Origin of the sequence: Enterobacter cloacae complex sp.6700776 (assembly GCF_048284255.1) — a bacterium.
Taxonomy (GTDB): Bacteria; Pseudomonadota; Gammaproteobacteria; order Enterobacterales; family Enterobacteriaceae; genus Enterobacter; species Enterobacter intestinihominis.
In genome coordinates this window covers 64,528-79,459 of record NZ_JBLVYK010000001.1, presented here as the reverse complement: position 1 = coordinate 79,459, position 14,932 = coordinate 64,528, and the positions used below count along the sequence as shown (strand labels likewise).

Genomic DNA, 14,932 nt, shown 5'->3' with positions numbered 1-14,932 from the left:
CCAGGCAATAAAAAAGGCCGCCTAAGCGACCTTATCTCTTTGATTAATGATTACTTTAATACGATGAAGTTACCATCAACCTTCACAAAATCGAGGTTATCTTCATCAATGAACTGCGGGCGTTTTGCAGTCACAGATGGTTCGCCATGTCCAGGAGCCGATTTAACATCTACCATCACAACCATGAGATTAATGTTGTTATAGGTGGCGCGAAAAATACTTGGAGTCTTCACGATTATACCATTATCGTCTTGCCACTCTCCGTATGGAGAGTAGACGTCAACCCAGCGTATTTTTGAGACTTTCATTTCTTCGCCATATTCACTTAACGCTTGATTGAGTAATTTATCGTCAGGAATGTCGATCATTACACAGCGAATGAATTTGTTCATAACGCTGTTAGCATAGGTAGATACCGGGCGCTCATAACGATAGCCAAACTTATTCTCGAGTGAAATAGTATTTTTCTCCGTGATCACCACTGAGTATTTCCCTTCCTCGAAAATTAATACCTTCATTATCAGCCTCAATATGGGAGTTCGTGAATAAATCATATGCCAGTCAGGATGGCGTAATCAGAGTAACTTAACCCTGCGCTCAAGCTCATCAACATTCTCAATGAGCTTTCTCACCTCGGGTGGAAGCTGATCGCGGGGTGTAAACTCAATCTGCTTGGAGTTCTTCTCAGGAACCAGTACAGCGACATAAACAGAAATAGCCACCGCCAGCACTGAGATAGACATTGTGAGCGAATCGATATCCATAAAGTCTCCGTAGTTAGATGCCTGTCAGTATCGCATAATCATCCGCCACACGCTCGAACGTGTCGGCGTAGCGAATAACTTGCCGCACCTCGTCGGCACCAGCCACAACCGGGTCCGCTTCAGTCGAAACGCCAATCAGCAGGTAATCACCCGCGGCCGCCAGCGCGAACTCCGTCCAGACGGTGTTCTTAACGACGATTTCAGCGCCCAGGCTGGCTAACTTCTTACTGAGCCCGCCCTCGTAATCGCAGAGGATTTGCTCAGGTTCGGCATAGCCAAGCGGATCGCCGTATTCGTCATTTCCTTCCAGTTTGCGCCAGATGGTCGCCGTGGCGGTGTAACTCCAGTTGGCTACTGATGACATCAGCCCTCCTTCCAGCGCAGCACCTTCGCGCCGGTCGCCCGGATGCGCGGGCAGTTGATGAACCACTCGCCGTCCGATTTCACGTAGCCGGTAGTCTCCCGCCCGGTGTCGGTTTCGACCCATACGCGGGTGAGAGGCTTCGGCTTGCCTTCCGTCACTGATTTGTACTTCATCACTTACCCCCGCACATGCAGCCGCCCTTCCCGATCCAGATACCAGCGAATGCCGGGGTGGCGGTAGGGTCGGCAGGAATAAGGGAGGTTGCACAACCGTACTTATCCAGCCCGCGCAGCATGTTCACTGATGCTTTCCAGCGATCGGTGAACGACTGGTACATGAAAGATCGCGACGCCCCGCTTGGAGCTGTCTGGCTGGAGATGTACTTATCACCCTGCCCGAGCCCCATAAGCGCCAGCAGATAGAGCTGAATCAGCAGCGCGGTCGATGCCGGATAATGCGCATCAAGACACTCTTGTATGCTGTTGGCCTGGTCGACGAGAGCCTGAAGAACAAAATCGGGAATGGTAATTCCCTGGCTCTCCAGATACTCCTTCGCCTGTTCGAGAGTTACCATTATCGACTCCGTGAAATACCCCGCCGGAGCGGGGCATAAAAAAACCGCCTTAGCGGCGGCTGTTATTCAGCAGGGAAAAGCTTTTCGAGTTCGCCGTCTGGCAACAGATCACTGAGCTTTTCAGCGCCCAGGTTGCCTTTGAACTCAATGCCCAGCTCAGCCAGACGAGCCTGGATAACCTCTTTGCGGGATTTCTCACCGGTACCGGCATCAGGCGTCGAAGGGGTAAGTTCTCCGCCTGCCTCACCATTCATGAGACGAACGTTAGACTTCAGCGCCGGGTGAAGTTCTTTCAACTCCACCACCTGCCCTACCTTCACGCCGAACCATGGGCGCACAACTTCGTATTTAGCCATGCTGTTTCCTTACGCCAGGTTAGCGCCGTAGACAACGCCAGACAACCCCTGATCGTCTGCGGTAATTTGCAGACCTTCAGCAGACATGATCTGGAAGTTGTAGTTAACGTTAGGCAGTGGGCGCGGCAGCGGAACAACGCCTACAGCCATACCCACCAGTGGTGAGATCACGTCACGGCGACGAACGTACGCGATAAACTCGTTACCGGTCAGCGCGAAACTCATGCGGATTTCTTTCACCGGCGCGAACGGAAGAACCGCCTGCAATACAGTGCCGCTTACAACGCCATTCACCACGTACGGCTGCGCCAGGTTTGCCCAGATTTCCGGGGAAACCCACATTACATCGTATGCGGCGACTTTGTTCGTGCGGGCGGTAGTACCGAATGCGCCTTTACCGAAGAACGCAAAGATCGCGGTCATGTCAGCGGTGGTAAGGTCGATGTTCGCGCCACCGGCACCAGAGCCGAGATTAATCTTTTTGGTGTTGCGGTGGTTCTTGATGCCCTGCGCCGGGTAGGACTGAACCTGAATTTTTGAATCGCCGTTCAGGTAGTAGTTGACGCGCTTCTGGTTGAACTTGCGCATCTTAGCCATCTGCGAGTCCAGGACCAGATCAATGCCCACAGAGTTCAGGCCAGCAGCATGACGCCAGTTAACACCGTAACCAGCAGTGAACACCGGAATGGGGTCACCGTCGCTGGCATAGTCAGTGTGGTCGAAGGAGAATGGCGCCTGACCGTCGATGCTTACTAACACGTCGTCAGCAATGTCGCCAACTACGTTATACAGCTTGGCGGTTTTACCGACCGGCAGCACCGTCTGAACGCCGATCAGGTCGTTCACGATTTCCATGCCGACTTCCTGATCGCGCAGCTGCAGCACCTGGTTGTCAATCTCAGCCCAGAAGTCACGGGAGAAACCGCCAACGGCGTTACAGGCCAGCATGTCAGGCGTCATGATCGCGCGGTTAGCTGCAATGATGGAATCGTTCTGAAGGTTCCACATGTTGCGGTTTGCCCACAGTTCGCTCCAGTGGCCACCGAGGCGGGAGTTTGCCGCCAGTGTGTCTTTTGAAAAATACATGTGCGTTGTTCCTTTTGTTAAGCGCTAGCGGCGGCGACGGTGCCAACGCGCATACGCACGCGAATATAATCGGTGGTGCTGGCCGCGATGGTGTATTCATCCTGGCTGTAGCCGATCACTGAATCAGTGTCGGAGGTGGCAAGGGTGAACTGACCAGCAGTGCTCAGCTTGATCGGACTGTCTTTTTTATACGCACCAGGCAGGCAACGCAGCGCAAGCTCACGACCTTCTTCGACGTAGTTGCCTACTGCCGAATCACCGGCTGGGATTGATTCGGTGATGGTCAGGCCCTGGTGATAACCGACATCGATGATGTACAGGCGGCCGGTTAGCGCTGTGGCCTGAGCGAATTTATCGGATGAGTTGATGGTTGCGGCGGTGCCTGGAAGCAACGCGGCGGCCGTAGTGCGGGTTTCGGTCTTGTACAGAGACTGACCGTCGATATTAACGCGACGATAACGTGGCATTATTCCGGCTCCTTACTTGAAGTGTTCGTCTGCGGCAGGTGCGCCGGTTTCTTTGTGCTGTTGAGCATTGTTGGTGCCCAGCGGAGCAGCTTCGCCCAGCGACTTGAACATTGCGTCCAGCGCATCGCCAGAAAGCGCGTTGGCCACGATGTCGCCATGGACCTTAGCAACCGCATCACGCTTGGCTTTCTCTTCAGCGCGTGAGTTGGCGGTCAGGGTGTCAGCGAGTTGCTTCTGGTTGGCCTGTAGCGCATCAACCTTTTCCGCGAGAGGCTTAATAGCCGCTTCAGTATTGGTCGCAACAGCCTGGCCGATCATGCTGCCGATTTGTTCCAGTTCTTCTTTGGTTAAAGGCATGTCGCCCTCCGTTTTGTGGTTTGGTGCAGGCTGTTCCTGCGGTGTGAATAGAGCTTTGAATTTGTTAGCTACGACTGCGACCCACGACTCCTGGCGCGCTACTGCGGTGCCGGTATCGTCGAAGGTGATAACTCCGCCCTCAGACTTGTACCCAAACACCTCAGCAGTTCCGCCGTTGCGGATGATTACCGCTTGCGAGTCAGTGAAGTCAGCCACCCAGGCGTATTCATCCGGGCCCGATGCAAACTTTGCTTTGGCTGCGCGGTCAAGACGCTGTTCACGCTCACGGTAGGATTCCCCCACCAGCGCTCCGGAGTTCGCCTTAAGCGGCTGCGCAAGATCGGCGTTAACCATCAGGCCAACGCCCTGCTCCGGAGTAGCGGCTCCAACTTCGTGCAGCAGGATCGCGTCGTGGTCCATGCCGTGGATATCAGCTACCCACTCAGCTCCGGTAGCGCGTTGTTGCTCGTTCGGCTCAAGCTGGTCGAGGAATGCGGCCACACTGGTATGAATCGGTGGAACGTCTTCACCGCGCTCAATGGCAGCGACACGTTCAAGCAGTTCTTTACCGCCTTCCGACTCACTAGCGCGGGACACATCAACCCACTTTTCGAGGTAAATGCGATTACCGGACTTCTTAACGTTGCGGTTCCATGCGCCGATATGGCCTGCGTTAATCCCCTCTGGCGAGAAAGCAGACACGAACTGACCATTAACCTGAGGGTGGCCCAGCGGCGCCAGGGTGCCTTCCAGACCCTGATAGTGGGCATCGATTTGCTCTTGTGTGTACAGCCCGCCATTCATGACGACGTTTGCCGGCAGCGTGTAGCTCGGCAGCACCAGATGCTCGCGACCGTTGTATGTTTCGCGCCGGATAGACTGGCTGTTCACCTTCGTGGTGATATTGACCTGCATAGGCATAGTTATTTCTCCGCCCAGGCGTAACCGCGCGCCTGCATCGATTTATATTCCTGTTTGAGTTTCGTGATGGTGTCCGGGTATTCCGGATTACCGTCCGCATCCACCAGCACCGACTGCTGGCTGCATTTGCAGTTGATGGAGTTGCCATCCTTGCTGTACCAGTCACGGACCTCTTCATTGGTGTAGAGGTGGGCATGGCGCACTGCGTGGGTATGTCGGGTTGTCGGTGACAGAGCCGAGATGTGAACCAGCAGCGTTTTAAGGCCGTAAAGGTCATTCGCCTCCTGGTCTTCATCCCACTTAGCCCGGCGCAGCGCGGTAGTCACTTCAGTGCGTGCTATACGGTTTGCCCGGCGCTTCTCGATGCCGGTCTGGTCAGTCAGGTTGCGGGCAATGTCCAGCGGATTGAGACCACGGCCCACGCCATCAGTCAGCACGCGCGCCATGTCGCGCTTAACTTCTGCCGTCAGTCCCTTCATTTCCTCAAACACACGGGCATGCACCAGCGCCATGCGTTGCTGGTACGGGTCGCTTGCGAGGATGGACGCCAGCGACTCACGACCAGCGGCGTACACCGGCGACTGCTGGCTGAGGTTGTAGAACGACTGACCGGTCCCTTTCTCCGATGCCAGATCGATATACTCGTAAAACCACAGGTCGTAATCGCCACCTTCAAGCAGCACCTGATCAACCAGGTAACTGGCATCGTTCAGGATGATGGAAAGTAGCGCTGGGTTTAGCTGGTATTCGTATCGGGCGTTTACTGCGAGGGAGGAAGGTATTTTGTCGAGTGCTGATTTGTACGCCTTGCCAATCTTATTCATGCGCCTGGCGAAGTCTTTCATTGCCCGGCGTTCCAGCGCATCGGCTCCGGTCGGATCCTGATAGTTACGCGGCAGAATCGGTGGCTTCGTCTTCTTCGCCGCCATCCTCTTCTCCTAAAGGCTCTTCGTCGTCATTGTCATAGCCCGCAGCCGTGCGAATCTCTTCACGGGTGAACGCGGGTTCATCGCCGCTGCCCTGCATGGTCTGGTTAATCTCACCCATTGTCTTGGCGTTAGTGAGCTTCTCAGTGCCGGTCTGTTCGTTCAGGTCATCCCAGATAACTGCTTTCTGGCTGACTGAATCGACGATCTGCAAGTCAATAAGCTTGTCGCAGAAGTCCTCTATTTCGAAAGAGAGGTCTACGCGGCGCGACTGACAACGAGCATTAAAGTATTTCTGGTCTTCGGTGCTGGAGCGCTCGGCCTGCTGATTACCAACCAGAATACGCGTAGGAATATCAACTCCTGCGGCGGCTGTTTGCAGGTTTACGTTATAGGTTGGAGACGGATCAGAAACCGGAGAAACAAGGGAGGTTACGCTGGCCCCCTGGAGAGAAAGCAGCACATCATTGCCGCGATTCATCTCGCGTGCAGCGTCGTTAAATTTATCCTGCAACTCATCTACTTTAACGCCGTACATAGATGCAATGCTGCCAAAGTCGATTTCCTTGTCGAAACTAAGTGCTAACTGGCGAGCGGCGTTCTTCAGGAATGACTCGCCGGATCCACCCTCTACCTTCTCCAGGCTTACAAAGGCGTTATAAGCTGGCTCAAGGAAGCCAATAGCATCGTCTGAGTAATCACCAAGGATGAAAACGCGATCGGGGTGGATATTGACGCGGCGACTTGAACCATTCGGCAAGCGTTCGGCGTACTGCCACATTTTCGGCTGACCGTAAGTCTTCGAGTTCAGCCCAGTGTCCCACTCGCTCACCGTTAGCGATCCGGCCCATGCCACGGAAACATTCTGCAATCCTCGCCCTTTGGTAACCGGAAGGTTCCAGTCTTTTTCATCGCGGACGTGCAGAAGGATGCCTGCATAACGACCGACAAGGCGACGACGATCCGCCTCGGCAAATGAGCGCCAGAACCGGTTGTTGAATACCTGCTTTGACTTGTTTTCCCAGGCAGTTTCGTTTTCGCTCTCGTCGGCATCGTCACCCTCGATGATTTCCGGGTTAGTCTGCCAGCATTTGCCCACCAGCTTCTCAACGGCACCGTGAGCGATACCACCGCGACGGTACAGGGCATAAAGGTTTTCGTAGGTTACCTGCTCAGGGAAGCCATACTCGCACCATGCTGAATGGCGCTTATTGTCCAGCCCCATCGTTGGCGCCATCATTCCCATACGGGCGCGCGCCATCCGCGCATCGTTCAACGCATGGTTGACGGCGAGAGTTAATTTGTCATTCATGGATTGTCCGGTGGTGGGTTTATGGCAATAAAAAAGGCCACCGTAGCGACCTATAACGTAATTAGTGTTTATTACTTATCTGGCTGGATGCCTGATAAGAAAATTTCGATTGCACCTGGATCTACAGGGGATTCGTTAACTGATAACTGGTCAAGTTTGATAGTAAACTCAGAATTACTTACTGAAGATACAAGGCGTACCTGAATCATCTCGCCTACGCGTGCGACCAATTCTTTGCAAACTGAAGAGCAGTCTGAAAGAATACCACTTGCTGTAACCTCAATATGCCCGCCAGGAGTCGGCTGGTAATAGCTGAACTTAACAATCTCTCCCAAAACAACGTCTTTTTCTTGTCCGTAATTAACTTGTACTACAGTTTTCTGATCAATCATGACGCCTCCATAGGTTGATTTAACAACATGTTATCGGCATCAATCCGTCCAACTTTAAATCACGCTCCCCTTAATCTCTTAGGGATCATCATGCCAGCCATCTGGCCCTTGCGCTTAATGTGTCCGTCGAGGCTGTAACGAATACCGTCCCAGCAATGCTCGTAACCATCGGCGAGCTTCGGCAACACCTCACCGGTGATGCGGTCCGTTTTGTACGACCACATGCGGGCCTCGCGCGCGACGTTCTTGCAGCGGGGATGGATAATGATTTCGTCAAATCCGCGAAGGTGCGCGATACCGTCCTCAACGCTCCCCTGCCATTTTTCGGCGGCTGAGATGTTGAAGCCCTGCCGCTTGAGATAGCTGATCGTCTCGGGTCGTGCCGAGTCGGCCTTGATGGGCCAGTCACGCGATCCGGGGATTGTGTCGTATAGCTCTGGCATGTGGTCGAGCTCTGTCTGCTGCCCGTATGCCTCGTATTCGATGTAAAGCCGGTTGTGCAGGATGAACGAGCGAACAAGCGTGTTGGGGTCTTTGGCAAAACCGAAGTCGGCACCAAAGAACAGACGATCGGCCTCTTTCCATAGTTGGTCCGAGAACTCAGCAATCCGGTATTTACCGGCCAGCACCTGCTTATCGGAGTTTTCGAGGTAAGCGCCTTCCCACACCCATGCATATGTCGCCTGGTCGAGGCGGCGCTGATCGTTCTGTCGCTCACCTTCAAGCACGTCAGGGAACCACGGGTTATCCGTATAGTTCATCTCAACGGTAATGCAGTCGTCGCCGGCTTCTTTGCGGAAACGTTTATCCGTTGCGCTGCCGTCGCGCTCCGGGTTCCACGTCACCCAAATCTCTGAACCTTCCTCACGAACGGTCGGGCTCAGCTTCTGCCAGGCTATTTCGCTGACTGATTCAGCCTCATCAACCCAGCAAAGCAGGATGCGAGCTTTCGACTTGATGCTGTCGAGGTTATGCCGGAGACCGCAGAACACGTAGTTAACGCTCTTGTCGATGGTGCGGATGTACTTCTCGCCGATATCAAAGTTGGAAGCCAGCCAGGGGACAGACAGGATCGCCTGTTTCACCTCCTGCATGCTCGATTCTTCCAGAGAGTTCATGAATTCACGCGCGCAGAGCACCACGCCGCTTTCACCGTTCATCATCGACTGATACGCCTTTACGGCAGTCATCAGGGCAAATGTGCGCGTCTTGGCGCTGCCACGTCCACCGTGCGAGCACCGGTAACGCTTATTCACCGCGGTGAACAGTGGCGCAAGCTTCGCGGGGATCGGCAATTGAACGGCGTTACTCATGCTTTGGCTCAACAGGCAGTAGCTGGATGATTGTTGGCTGCGGCGTCATGCTGCCATCAGGGCTTGTATGCTCGACTTTCTGGCGATTAGTGTAGGCATCGCCCATTTCTTTGGCGGCCTGCTCGATAAGCTGCGAGGTCATGCCGTAGTTCTTCATCTTTTCAGCATTGGTCGCCATTCGGTCGAGAACGCGCAACCGGTACGCTTTATTTGCGATCGGAATGTCACCGATCTCATTCTGGAATCGTTTACGGGTAGCGTTGAACAGGTCAATCCACTTCTGGCTCAACTTGGCCGCCATTGCGTTGCCGGGCGTATATTGCGACACCTGCTGCCGTGAGACATCGATGCCATATTCAGCCTTTACAAGCTCAATGACTTTTACCGGGGTCTCGTAGCAGGCGAGTGATTGAACGATGAAGGCTTTAACCTCTGTCGATAATGCTGCCACAGGCTACCTCCATGACAATCTGAATAAAGCGTTACGCCAGCTTTAGCATGCACGTCCCGCATGACCTGGCTATATCGATGTGAGCCACTTCTGCTGGCGCATTGGCCGCATCAACGAGCTCCTGTACTTCTTTGCTGGCACCGTATCGACGTACGACACCAGTGAATTCTTCGACGTCGTGGCCGCGCAGTGTAAGCACTGGCTGCCCAGTCTCTTTGTTGAACCTTGGCGCGCCGAAATCATCGGTGGCCTGGGCGATGTGGTAAAGCTCATGCTCTACCAGCGCGCAGAATTCGAGGTCACTGCACTGCGAGCAGTAGTCAGCTGCCAGCGTGATGATGAACTTCGGGATGCGCCCGAACCATTCATGCATCTGCTGTTCCATTCTGGCTTTCTGCCAGCCACCGGCGCGGAGCATTACCTGTTCGGCTTGACCGAGAACGTAGCGGCCCTTCTTCGCGAACGAATCGGACGCCCACATGAAGCAGAGGTCAGCCTCTAACAGGTGTTCGTGGTCAGGGTTATGGATGCTTCCGGTATCGCTGAGGATTTGGCGGTTTATCCACTCATGCACTTCGTTAGCGGGGATCAGACTGGTGTATGGCTGCCAGTTGTCGGAGGCGATGAAGTTAACTGGCGGATATGGCCTGCGCTCGTCATCGTTAACCATGGGTTACTCCGTCGCTTTTTCTGCTGGCTGTTCGGTCTGCCCTTCCGGTACTGGCGTGAACTCCACGCGCTTTACATCGGCAGGCGCGAAATATAGCCACTGTCCCGTCTCGGTCGCCAGCGGCACAAAGCCGTTAACCAGCTCAGGCTGACGTCGTGACATCTTGCCCGTGAAGGTTTCGCCTGTTTGGGTGGTTAGCGTGATTTGGTAGATGTCGGACATTGAGAGCCTCTTTATCCGCTTGTGGGGATATTGCCATTACGATGGGAATACCCATGGTGATGACAATAAAAAAACCGCCCGGAGGCGGCTTGATTTACTTTTTGAAATTAAGTGCTTTTTCAATTTCAGTTAAAGCATTTGAGACATGGGGATGCTCAACAATTCGATAAGGTGAATTATCCAGCAAAAGCATGTCAGCCCTAACTGCTATGCGCTCCAAATCAGCATCCTCTTCTCGGATAGCGCCGATAACAGCGATAAGGGCTTGCTCAAGAGCTATTTCTCTATTAGTCATTATTATCTTCCTTTAATAATTGAAAACAGAATCATAGCTCATTTCAGACATTGGGTGTTGATGTAGCCCTGCAAATAGCCAACCTGCTTCGTCACGGTGACGATTCGCTCTCTGAGGATGAAATAATCCCGTTCAGCGGAGTCAGTAAGTCGGGGGCCGGAAGCATCGCCCATGCCGCCGGTGCCGGTCGCTCCGTTCGCGGGACAGTTTGCGTTGAGCTGCAGCCGCTTACGGCCAGCAATGACATCGCTATGCAGACGCTCAATGGTTTCTTTCGCATCAGCCAGTTCTCCGGTGTACTTGGCATCCAGCGCAGCGACATCACGCTGCCGGGTCTGCATATCTTTGATGGTGTCGTTAGCCAGGCGGAGATTCTCAGTGGCTTTATCGCGCTGGTCTTTGTAGGTGATGGCGTTGTCGCGGTAGTGGTTAATCGCCCAGGCCATGGTAACGAGCAGGAAGATAACGACAGCACAGATGATTGCGGTTAATCGGCTCATTTCACACCGTCCAGGCAGAGCGCCTCTTCTTTCCCGGCACGAGTAACCAGACCAGGCAGAACCCTGCCGCCACCCCATACCCAGCGAGGGAACTGGTGGCATGCCGCTGTGATGTCCCCACTTCTGAGAAGAGAGAACATCGTGGAGGTGCGCATGTTCCCGCAGCCAGCTCGAAACGTTACCGATACAGCTGCCGAGAAAGTATTGTCAGACAGCTTGCGTCCATTTCCGTAGCGGTTAACGCAGGACTCAGCATCAAGGATGTTGCGCTCCCACTCGGCTGCGATCTGCTGGTCAGACTTAACGGTGCCGAGCTTTACGCCATGCGTATTACCCATTCCGTCAGTAAGCACACCTGCCGGGCACACATACGGATCACGTCGGCAAGATTCAGCGTTGCCGATTAACTCCAGCCCGCGCTCGTTAGTCCTGACATGGCCCGCATTCATCACGATTGCGATAATTGTAGCCACTGAACAAACGATCCCGGCCGCGCCACTCTTCTTACTCAGCTTCAAGTTCGCCACTGGACATTCTCCGCATTGCCTCCGTTACAACCTCGGCAGATGCCGGACGTTCGGAGTGGGGTTTCTCGCTTACCTCAGCAAGGTATTTAGCCAGTAACTGTGTACGTTTCTTTTCTTCTTCCAGCCGTTCACGCTCTTCTTTCCGTTTCGCGTAATAGGTCTTAATCGTGAAGTATGCAGAGACCAGCGCGCCGAGAATAAAGACGTAGTCCTGTAAACTGAGAACGGAAAATAACCCCAGAAGAGTTGACCACCAGTAAGGCAGATTGTGTCCATCTGTTGGGTTCATACGTTGCATTCCACACCTCCGGTTCCGGGGTGCTGTGTGGTAGTAGGGGAAAGGCCGTCAGACACGTTAGCTACGTGGCATCTGGAATTGATTGTCTGCGGCCTGGAATAAAAAACCTGGCGACAAGCCAGGAAGATGAGGGTAAGGCAATGTCGGCTCTATGGCCGAAGGGTCCCAGGTAGTGGGTTTGGGTCGCCCGTCTGGATTCGAACCAGCAATCATCCAATTATGATTTGGGAGCTTTACCGCTTAGCTACAGGCAAATAAAAAGGCCGCCTAAGCGACCTGTCTGTTGAGTTGCACCTTCACCACATTTTGAGCCCACGTAAAAAGCCTCTTAGGCCTTCAGCGTGCCTCCTGTAATGCGATGTGCACTCATCGATAACATCATGAGCTGACACAAAGCGAAGCGACTTACAACCGACCTCTTTGTGCAACTTGTTTTTGACGTTGAATATTCGAACACTAAAAGCATCATCCACCTTTCTGATTTCGTAACGATAGATGATGTTGTTAGTGCCGCCAACGTAAAGCTGGAAGTTCTTCATGATGAGGCCTCTGTGTTTTAACTGGAGGCCACATTTTACATAAGTAAAAAATGATTTTTAACTTTTAAAGACTACTTGGTTTACATAAAGCACAAAAAACAAAGCCCCGCACATTGGCGAGGCTCTTAATTCTTTGTCGACCTACGAAGCTATGGCGACGATATCAGATTTACATGAAATGTATGCTATTTAATTGACTTTTGCAATACCCTGCTTCGAAAAAGCCGCCTTTTGTTGTGATCGTGTTCTCACAGTGCAACGAAGAGAGTCGTCATCAAGTCGTTTAAAGATGGCGCACATGGACCTCCAGTAATCGGCGTAGTTATGGCACCAGTTATCAGGCTTAACGCCACACAGGGACGCCAAGTACTGATGCTGATATACATCCTTGCCCGCCAGTTCAGCTTTGACGTCCTGCGCCGCCAGCCAAATAAGTTTCTTCAGGCGGTCCATCGTCTTGCCAGCCACCTTCTTCGCGCCGAGCTGCTCCTGGAACTCTGCCCATGCCCACTGGGTGATAGCCACCTGGAACTCGAAGCGGATATTCTCGCTGTAGTTCCAGAGCAGCCATGCTTTCTGGTGCTCTTCCAGTGACAGCACTGCGCGGCGCCATGAGGCGGTGCCAAACTCTACTGGGCTGACGAGTGCGATGGATGAGCCCTTGGCGCGGGACTGGCTGCCACTCATCGCCGGGCCGTCGGGGTTAACCTTCCGGCCGGTGACCGGGTCGGTTATTTTCTTCCGTCCCCGACTGCGCGCCGTCGCGGTAAATTGAGCGTTCTCTGCGAAAGCTACCAGTTGCCCTTTCGTCGCCCCGCTCAGATCTGCGGTCGCCACAATGAGCTGCTGACGTACGTATTCCAGTTGCTGACTGTTCATGCGGCTTCCTTCTGTGGCTGGTTGGTTTGCTGGCTGTGCTTTGCTACTGGTGGCAGACTGGCGCGCTTAACGCTTTCTGCCTGGTACCGGAGGAAGTCGGCGTGGTTCATGCTGCCTCCGCCATTAGCTGTTCGTACGTCAGGTAAAGGCCCCAGCAACTGAAAAGGACGTGCGCTTTCACTACAGCTTTTTCCTCATTGTTCCAGCGACAAAACCAATTGATTGCGCCGGATACCTCGCGCTCTATCTGGTGAGCGCCATCAAGATGGATCGGATACACCACGTCATCAAAGACAGCAGCGGTAGTCATTGGGTACTGTATTTTGCTCATGCTGCGTGCTCCTGTTGACGTGCGCGGCGCTTCTCCAGCGACCGGGCTTTGCGGGTGAATATGGATTTGATGCGCTTCAGATATGGGATATCGAACCGGCGGACTGAGTTATCGTTGTTTATCGCCTCTACTTTTTCGGCACCGATGCGCTCAATAAGGCCCTGTTCAAAAGCCTTTTGCGCGCCGTCCCGATCCCGGTTGCAATAGACACACTGGGCTGCGGTATTGTGAAGGTTGAAAGCCAGATGCGCCGCTGCGCCGCGGGTGCGGTAGTGGCCGCAGTCCATGGTTCCGCCAAACTTCTGCTCCGGCAGCCTGCCGCAGCTGATGCACGGCTTACCAGCATCCCTCAGGCGGACGTACCGATTGAAAGCCGCCTGCGCCTCAGCTCTCCATTGCGGTTTCGTTTTTAGCGCCACTTTTCTTGCTTTCAGATCCCGGCGTTCCGCGCGCTCTTTCTCTTTGCGTTCCTTGATGCGTTTCGCCGCGGCCTTAACCCTCTCCTTTTCGCGTTCTTCCATCGCGAGGATTGCGCCATGTTCCGGGCTACACCAGCGGATCCGGATGTCGCGGAATTTCGGCACAAAGTATTCACCGCATACTTTGCACTTACGGCGGGATGGTTTACGCATGCTTCCTCCGTGCCGCGAGACGCAGCCATTTCTGATCCACCAGGCGGGCGGTATAGTCTTTCAGGGTCGGGATATCCGACGGCTTAACCGCGGGCTTACGCTTGCGGCGCGCCGGAACGCGGAAGATTTCGTTGGTGATGACGCGGGAAAGTGGAGTAGACATCAGGCCTCCTGCTTATCGCGCAGCTGCTGGTACTCGCAGCTCTGCGGGATGGTCAGGTGGCAGCCGATATTCATCGCCCAGGCTTCGACTTTGCACAGGAATATGTACATCTCGCCGGTTTCAAGCTCTGACGTATGGCGGAGGGATTGTACGGTAGTGACTTCGCCGGACACGACGTCTACCCGGTCTTTGCTTTCGTAGCCGAGATAGGTGTGCTTCATCGCGTCTTTAACCCACTCAGGCGTAGCGAATGTCTTGCCACGGGCGATGAGGTATTCGCTGATTTCCGTGTACCACATGTGGCTGAGCGCGTTCTGAGACAGTCTGCGGGTCTCGCGCCACGGCTTAACCTGCAGGCGGAAGCATTGCCCGGCATCCAGCAACGGCTGAATCTGCTGGCCGATGGCCGCGAAGTTACCGCGATGGAGTTTGATGCCGTCTACTGGCAGAGTCATACGGCCTCCTTAACGGAAACCGCAGAATGCAGAAAATCGCAGGTGCATTTCTGCATCTGTGACAAGGTGAGGAGTTCAGATTGTGGTCGCATTTAAGTCCCCTTAAATGCGCAGAAGTCACCGGAGTTGTTCAGGCTC

26 protein-coding genes and 1 tRNA gene are annotated in these 14,932 nt (G+C 53.9%); all 27 read right to left on the bottom strand.

The genetic code is table 11. The features are described from left to right. Positions 1–50: 50 nt before the first annotated feature. The 27 genes from ACNQ0T_RS00525 to ACNQ0T_RS00395 all read right to left on the bottom strand — a co-directional run bounded on the left by ACNQ0T_RS00525 (position 51) and on the right by ACNQ0T_RS00395 (position 14,794). On the bottom strand, positions 51–518 hold the full coding sequence (locus ACNQ0T_RS00525; protein ID WP_417929372.1) for a hypothetical protein: 468 nt from the start codon (positions 516–518) through the stop codon (positions 51–53). A 57-nt stretch (positions 519–575) separates the two neighbouring features. Further along, entirely contained in the window at positions 576–764 is a 189-nt protein-coding gene (locus ACNQ0T_RS00520) for a hypothetical protein (RefSeq protein ID WP_417929371.1), read from the bottom strand. Positions 765–777: 13 nt separating this feature from the next. Next, the gene (locus ACNQ0T_RS00515) at positions 778–1,128 is read right to left on the bottom strand and encodes a hypothetical protein (protein ID WP_126811111.1); all 351 of its coding nucleotides are present in this window, start codon (positions 1,126–1,128) and stop codon (positions 778–780) included. Next, entirely contained in the window at positions 1,128–1,301 is a 174-nt protein-coding gene (locus ACNQ0T_RS00510; protein ID WP_058671447.1) for a hypothetical protein, read from the bottom strand. The genes ACNQ0T_RS00515 and ACNQ0T_RS00510 overlap by 1 nt, the downstream gene beginning before the upstream one ends. Continuing rightward, positions 1,301–1,702, bottom strand: coding sequence for a hypothetical protein (locus ACNQ0T_RS00505; protein WP_417929370.1), 402 nt, complete (start codon positions 1,700–1,702; stop codon positions 1,301–1,303). The genes ACNQ0T_RS00510 and ACNQ0T_RS00505 overlap by 1 nt, the downstream gene beginning before the upstream one ends. 62 nt (positions 1,703–1,764) lie before the next feature. Continuing rightward, complete coding sequence (locus ACNQ0T_RS00500; RefSeq protein WP_417929368.1) at positions 1,765–2,058, bottom strand: hypothetical protein; 294 nt, start codon at positions 2,056–2,058, stop codon at positions 1,765–1,767. Between the two features lie 9 nt (positions 2,059–2,067). After that, positions 2,068–3,144: a major capsid protein gene (locus ACNQ0T_RS00495; protein ID WP_417929367.1), complete on the bottom strand. Its 1,077-nt coding sequence runs from the start codon at positions 3,142–3,144 to the stop codon at positions 2,068–2,070. A 17-nt stretch (positions 3,145–3,161) separates the two neighbouring features. Then, positions 3,162–3,611, bottom strand: a complete 450-nt coding sequence (locus ACNQ0T_RS00490) for a phage cement protein (RefSeq protein ID WP_063843741.1) — start codon at positions 3,609–3,611, stop codon at positions 3,162–3,164. 12 nt (positions 3,612–3,623) lie between these two features. Further along, entirely contained in the window at positions 3,624–4,889 is a 1,266-nt protein-coding gene (locus ACNQ0T_RS00485; protein ID WP_417929365.1) for a hypothetical protein, read from the bottom strand. Between the two features lie 2 nt (positions 4,890–4,891). After that, positions 4,892–5,818, bottom strand: a complete 927-nt coding sequence (locus tag ACNQ0T_RS00480) for a phage minor head protein (RefSeq protein ID WP_417929364.1) — start codon at positions 5,816–5,818, stop codon at positions 4,892–4,894. Next, positions 5,778–7,127 (bottom strand): anti-CBASS protein Acb1 family protein, encoded by a 1,350-nt coding sequence (locus ACNQ0T_RS00475; RefSeq protein WP_417929363.1) that lies wholly within the window; start codon positions 7,125–7,127, stop codon positions 5,778–5,780. The genes ACNQ0T_RS00480 and ACNQ0T_RS00475 overlap by 41 nt, the downstream gene beginning before the upstream one ends. Positions 7,128–7,198: 71 nt before the next feature. Beyond that, positions 7,199–7,519: a hypothetical protein gene (locus ACNQ0T_RS00470; protein WP_069595872.1), complete on the bottom strand. Its 321-nt coding sequence runs from the start codon at positions 7,517–7,519 to the stop codon at positions 7,199–7,201. Positions 7,520–7,578: 59 nt separating this feature from the next. Continuing rightward, positions 7,579–8,832 (bottom strand): PBSX family phage terminase large subunit, encoded by a 1,254-nt coding sequence (locus tag ACNQ0T_RS00465; protein ID WP_417929361.1) that lies wholly within the window; start codon positions 8,830–8,832, stop codon positions 7,579–7,581. Beyond that, the gene (locus tag ACNQ0T_RS00460) at positions 8,825–9,283 is read right to left on the bottom strand and encodes a DUF2280 domain-containing protein (RefSeq protein ID WP_054829856.1); all 459 of its coding nucleotides are present in this window, start codon (positions 9,281–9,283) and stop codon (positions 8,825–8,827) included. Before ACNQ0T_RS00460 ends, ACNQ0T_RS00465 begins: the two co-directional genes overlap by 8 nt. A 31-nt stretch (positions 9,284–9,314) precedes the next feature. Next, positions 9,315–9,953: a putative metallopeptidase gene (locus tag ACNQ0T_RS00455; protein ID WP_417929360.1), complete on the bottom strand. Its 639-nt coding sequence runs from the start codon at positions 9,951–9,953 to the stop codon at positions 9,315–9,317. Positions 9,954–9,956: 3 nt separating this feature from the next. Continuing rightward, positions 9,957–10,175 carry a hypothetical protein gene (locus ACNQ0T_RS00450; RefSeq protein ID WP_417929359.1) on the bottom strand — a complete coding sequence of 73 codons (219 nt, stop codon included), beginning with the start codon at positions 10,173–10,175 and terminating at the stop codon, positions 9,957–9,959. A gap of 94 nt (positions 10,176–10,269) precedes the next feature. Further along, complete coding sequence (locus tag ACNQ0T_RS00445) at positions 10,270–10,470, bottom strand: hypothetical protein (RefSeq protein WP_045622346.1); 201 nt, start codon at positions 10,468–10,470, stop codon at positions 10,270–10,272. A gap of 38 nt (positions 10,471–10,508) precedes the next feature. Further along, positions 10,509–10,970, bottom strand: a complete 462-nt coding sequence (locus ACNQ0T_RS00440) for a lysis protein (protein ID WP_417929357.1) — start codon at positions 10,968–10,970, stop codon at positions 10,509–10,511. Next, positions 10,967–11,419 (bottom strand): lysozyme, encoded by a 453-nt coding sequence (locus ACNQ0T_RS00435; protein ID WP_080031250.1) that lies wholly within the window; start codon positions 11,417–11,419, stop codon positions 10,967–10,969. The genes ACNQ0T_RS00440 and ACNQ0T_RS00435 overlap by 4 nt, the downstream gene beginning before the upstream one ends. 55 nt (positions 11,420–11,474) lie before the next feature. Further along, positions 11,475–11,795: a hypothetical protein gene (locus tag ACNQ0T_RS00430; RefSeq protein ID WP_017383027.1), complete on the bottom strand. Its 321-nt coding sequence runs from the start codon at positions 11,793–11,795 to the stop codon at positions 11,475–11,477. Positions 11,796–11,974: 179 nt separating this feature from the next. Then, positions 11,975–12,049: transfer RNA gene (locus tag ACNQ0T_RS00425), tRNA-Ile, on the bottom strand. 474 nt (positions 12,050–12,523) lie between these two features. Then, positions 12,524–13,213 (bottom strand): bacteriophage antitermination protein Q, encoded by a 690-nt coding sequence (locus ACNQ0T_RS00420; RefSeq protein ID WP_417929356.1) that lies wholly within the window; start codon positions 13,211–13,213, stop codon positions 12,524–12,526. After that, entirely contained in the window at positions 13,210–13,323 is a 114-nt protein-coding gene (locus ACNQ0T_RS00415) for a hypothetical protein (RefSeq protein WP_417929355.1), read from the bottom strand. Before ACNQ0T_RS00415 ends, ACNQ0T_RS00420 begins: the two co-directional genes overlap by 4 nt. Then, complete coding sequence (locus tag ACNQ0T_RS00410) at positions 13,320–13,544, bottom strand: hypothetical protein (protein ID WP_045357552.1); 225 nt, start codon at positions 13,542–13,544, stop codon at positions 13,320–13,322. Before ACNQ0T_RS00410 ends, ACNQ0T_RS00415 begins: the two co-directional genes overlap by 4 nt. Next, complete coding sequence (locus tag ACNQ0T_RS00405; protein ID WP_417929353.1) at positions 13,541–14,176, bottom strand: recombination protein NinG; 636 nt, start codon at positions 14,174–14,176, stop codon at positions 13,541–13,543. Before ACNQ0T_RS00405 ends, ACNQ0T_RS00410 begins: the two co-directional genes overlap by 4 nt. Further along, the gene (locus ACNQ0T_RS00400; protein WP_058647154.1) at positions 14,169–14,339 is read right to left on the bottom strand and encodes a NinE family protein; all 171 of its coding nucleotides are present in this window, start codon (positions 14,337–14,339) and stop codon (positions 14,169–14,171) included. Before ACNQ0T_RS00400 ends, ACNQ0T_RS00405 begins: the two co-directional genes overlap by 8 nt. After that, positions 14,339–14,794: a YbcN family protein gene (locus ACNQ0T_RS00395; protein ID WP_417929351.1), complete on the bottom strand. Its 456-nt coding sequence runs from the start codon at positions 14,792–14,794 to the stop codon at positions 14,339–14,341. Before ACNQ0T_RS00395 ends, ACNQ0T_RS00400 begins: the two co-directional genes overlap by 1 nt. Positions 14,795–14,932 lie beyond the last annotated feature (138 nt).

What these genes read in the sequence shown, in the direction of transcription:
- ACNQ0T_RS00440 (WP_417929357.1), bottom strand. Translation starts at nt 10,970, where the DNA reads ATGAGCCGATTAACCGCAATCATCTGTGCTGTCGTTATCTTCCTGCTC.
- ACNQ0T_RS00420 (WP_417929356.1), bottom strand. Translation starts at nt 13,213, where the DNA reads ATGAACAGTCAGCAACTGGAATACGTACGTCAGCAGCTCATTGTGGCG.
- ACNQ0T_RS00445 (WP_045622346.1), bottom strand. Translation starts at nt 10,470, where the DNA reads ATGACTAATAGAGAAATAGCTCTTGAGCAAGCCCTTATCGCTGTTATC.
- ACNQ0T_RS00415 (WP_417929355.1), bottom strand. Translation starts at nt 13,323, where the DNA reads ATGAACCACGCCGACTTCCTCCGGTACCAGGCAGAAAGCGTTAAGCGC.
- ACNQ0T_RS00450 (WP_417929359.1), bottom strand. Translation starts at nt 10,175, where the DNA reads ATGTCCGACATCTACCAAATCACGCTAACCACCCAAACAGGCGAAACC.
- ACNQ0T_RS00480 (WP_417929364.1), bottom strand. Translation starts at nt 5,818, where the DNA reads ATGGCGGCGAAGAAGACGAAGCCACCGATTCTGCCGCGTAACTATCAG.
- ACNQ0T_RS00455 (WP_417929360.1), bottom strand. Translation starts at nt 9,953, where the DNA reads ATGGTTAACGATGACGAGCGCAGGCCATATCCGCCAGTTAACTTCATC.
- ACNQ0T_RS00395 (WP_417929351.1), bottom strand. Translation starts at nt 14,794, where the DNA reads ATGACTCTGCCAGTAGACGGCATCAAACTCCATCGCGGTAACTTCGCG.
- ACNQ0T_RS00470 (WP_069595872.1), bottom strand. Translation starts at nt 7,519, where the DNA reads ATGATTGATCAGAAAACTGTAGTACAAGTTAATTACGGACAAGAAAAA.
- ACNQ0T_RS00490 (WP_063843741.1), bottom strand. Translation starts at nt 3,611, where the DNA reads ATGCCACGTTATCGTCGCGTTAATATCGACGGTCAGTCTCTGTACAAG.
- ACNQ0T_RS00485 (WP_417929365.1), bottom strand. Translation starts at nt 4,889, where the DNA reads ATGCCTATGCAGGTCAATATCACCACGAAGGTGAACAGCCAGTCTATC.
- ACNQ0T_RS00525 (WP_417929372.1), bottom strand. Translation starts at nt 518, where the DNA reads ATGAAGGTATTAATTTTCGAGGAAGGGAAATACTCAGTGGTGATCACG.
- ACNQ0T_RS00475 (WP_417929363.1), bottom strand. Translation starts at nt 7,127, where the DNA reads ATGAATGACAAATTAACTCTCGCCGTCAACCATGCGTTGAACGATGCG.
- ACNQ0T_RS00520 (WP_417929371.1), bottom strand. Translation starts at nt 764, where the DNA reads ATGGATATCGATTCGCTCACAATGTCTATCTCAGTGCTGGCGGTGGCT.
- ACNQ0T_RS00515 (WP_126811111.1), bottom strand. Translation starts at nt 1,128, where the DNA reads ATGTCATCAGTAGCCAACTGGAGTTACACCGCCACGGCGACCATCTGG.
- ACNQ0T_RS00400 (WP_058647154.1), bottom strand. Translation starts at nt 14,339, where the DNA reads ATGTCTACTCCACTTTCCCGCGTCATCACCAACGAAATCTTCCGCGTT.
- ACNQ0T_RS00430 (WP_017383027.1), bottom strand. Translation starts at nt 11,795, where the DNA reads ATGCAACGTATGAACCCAACAGATGGACACAATCTGCCTTACTGGTGG.
- ACNQ0T_RS00495 (WP_417929367.1), bottom strand. Translation starts at nt 3,144, where the DNA reads ATGTATTTTTCAAAAGACACACTGGCGGCAAACTCCCGCCTCGGTGGC.
- ACNQ0T_RS00410 (WP_045357552.1), bottom strand. Translation starts at nt 13,544, where the DNA reads ATGAGCAAAATACAGTACCCAATGACTACCGCTGCTGTCTTTGATGAC.
- ACNQ0T_RS00465 (WP_417929361.1), bottom strand. Translation starts at nt 8,832, where the DNA reads ATGAGTAACGCCGTTCAATTGCCGATCCCCGCGAAGCTTGCGCCACTG.
- ACNQ0T_RS00405 (WP_417929353.1), bottom strand. Translation starts at nt 14,176, where the DNA reads ATGCGTAAACCATCCCGCCGTAAGTGCAAAGTATGCGGTGAATACTTT.
- ACNQ0T_RS00500 (WP_417929368.1), bottom strand. Translation starts at nt 2,058, where the DNA reads ATGGCTAAATACGAAGTTGTGCGCCCATGGTTCGGCGTGAAGGTAGGG.
- ACNQ0T_RS00505 (WP_417929370.1), bottom strand. Translation starts at nt 1,702, where the DNA reads ATGGTAACTCTCGAACAGGCGAAGGAGTATCTGGAGAGCCAGGGAATT.
- ACNQ0T_RS00510 (WP_058671447.1), bottom strand. Translation starts at nt 1,301, where the DNA reads ATGAAGTACAAATCAGTGACGGAAGGCAAGCCGAAGCCTCTCACCCGC.
- ACNQ0T_RS00435 (WP_080031250.1), bottom strand. Translation starts at nt 11,419, where the DNA reads ATGAATGCGGGCCATGTCAGGACTAACGAGCGCGGGCTGGAGTTAATC.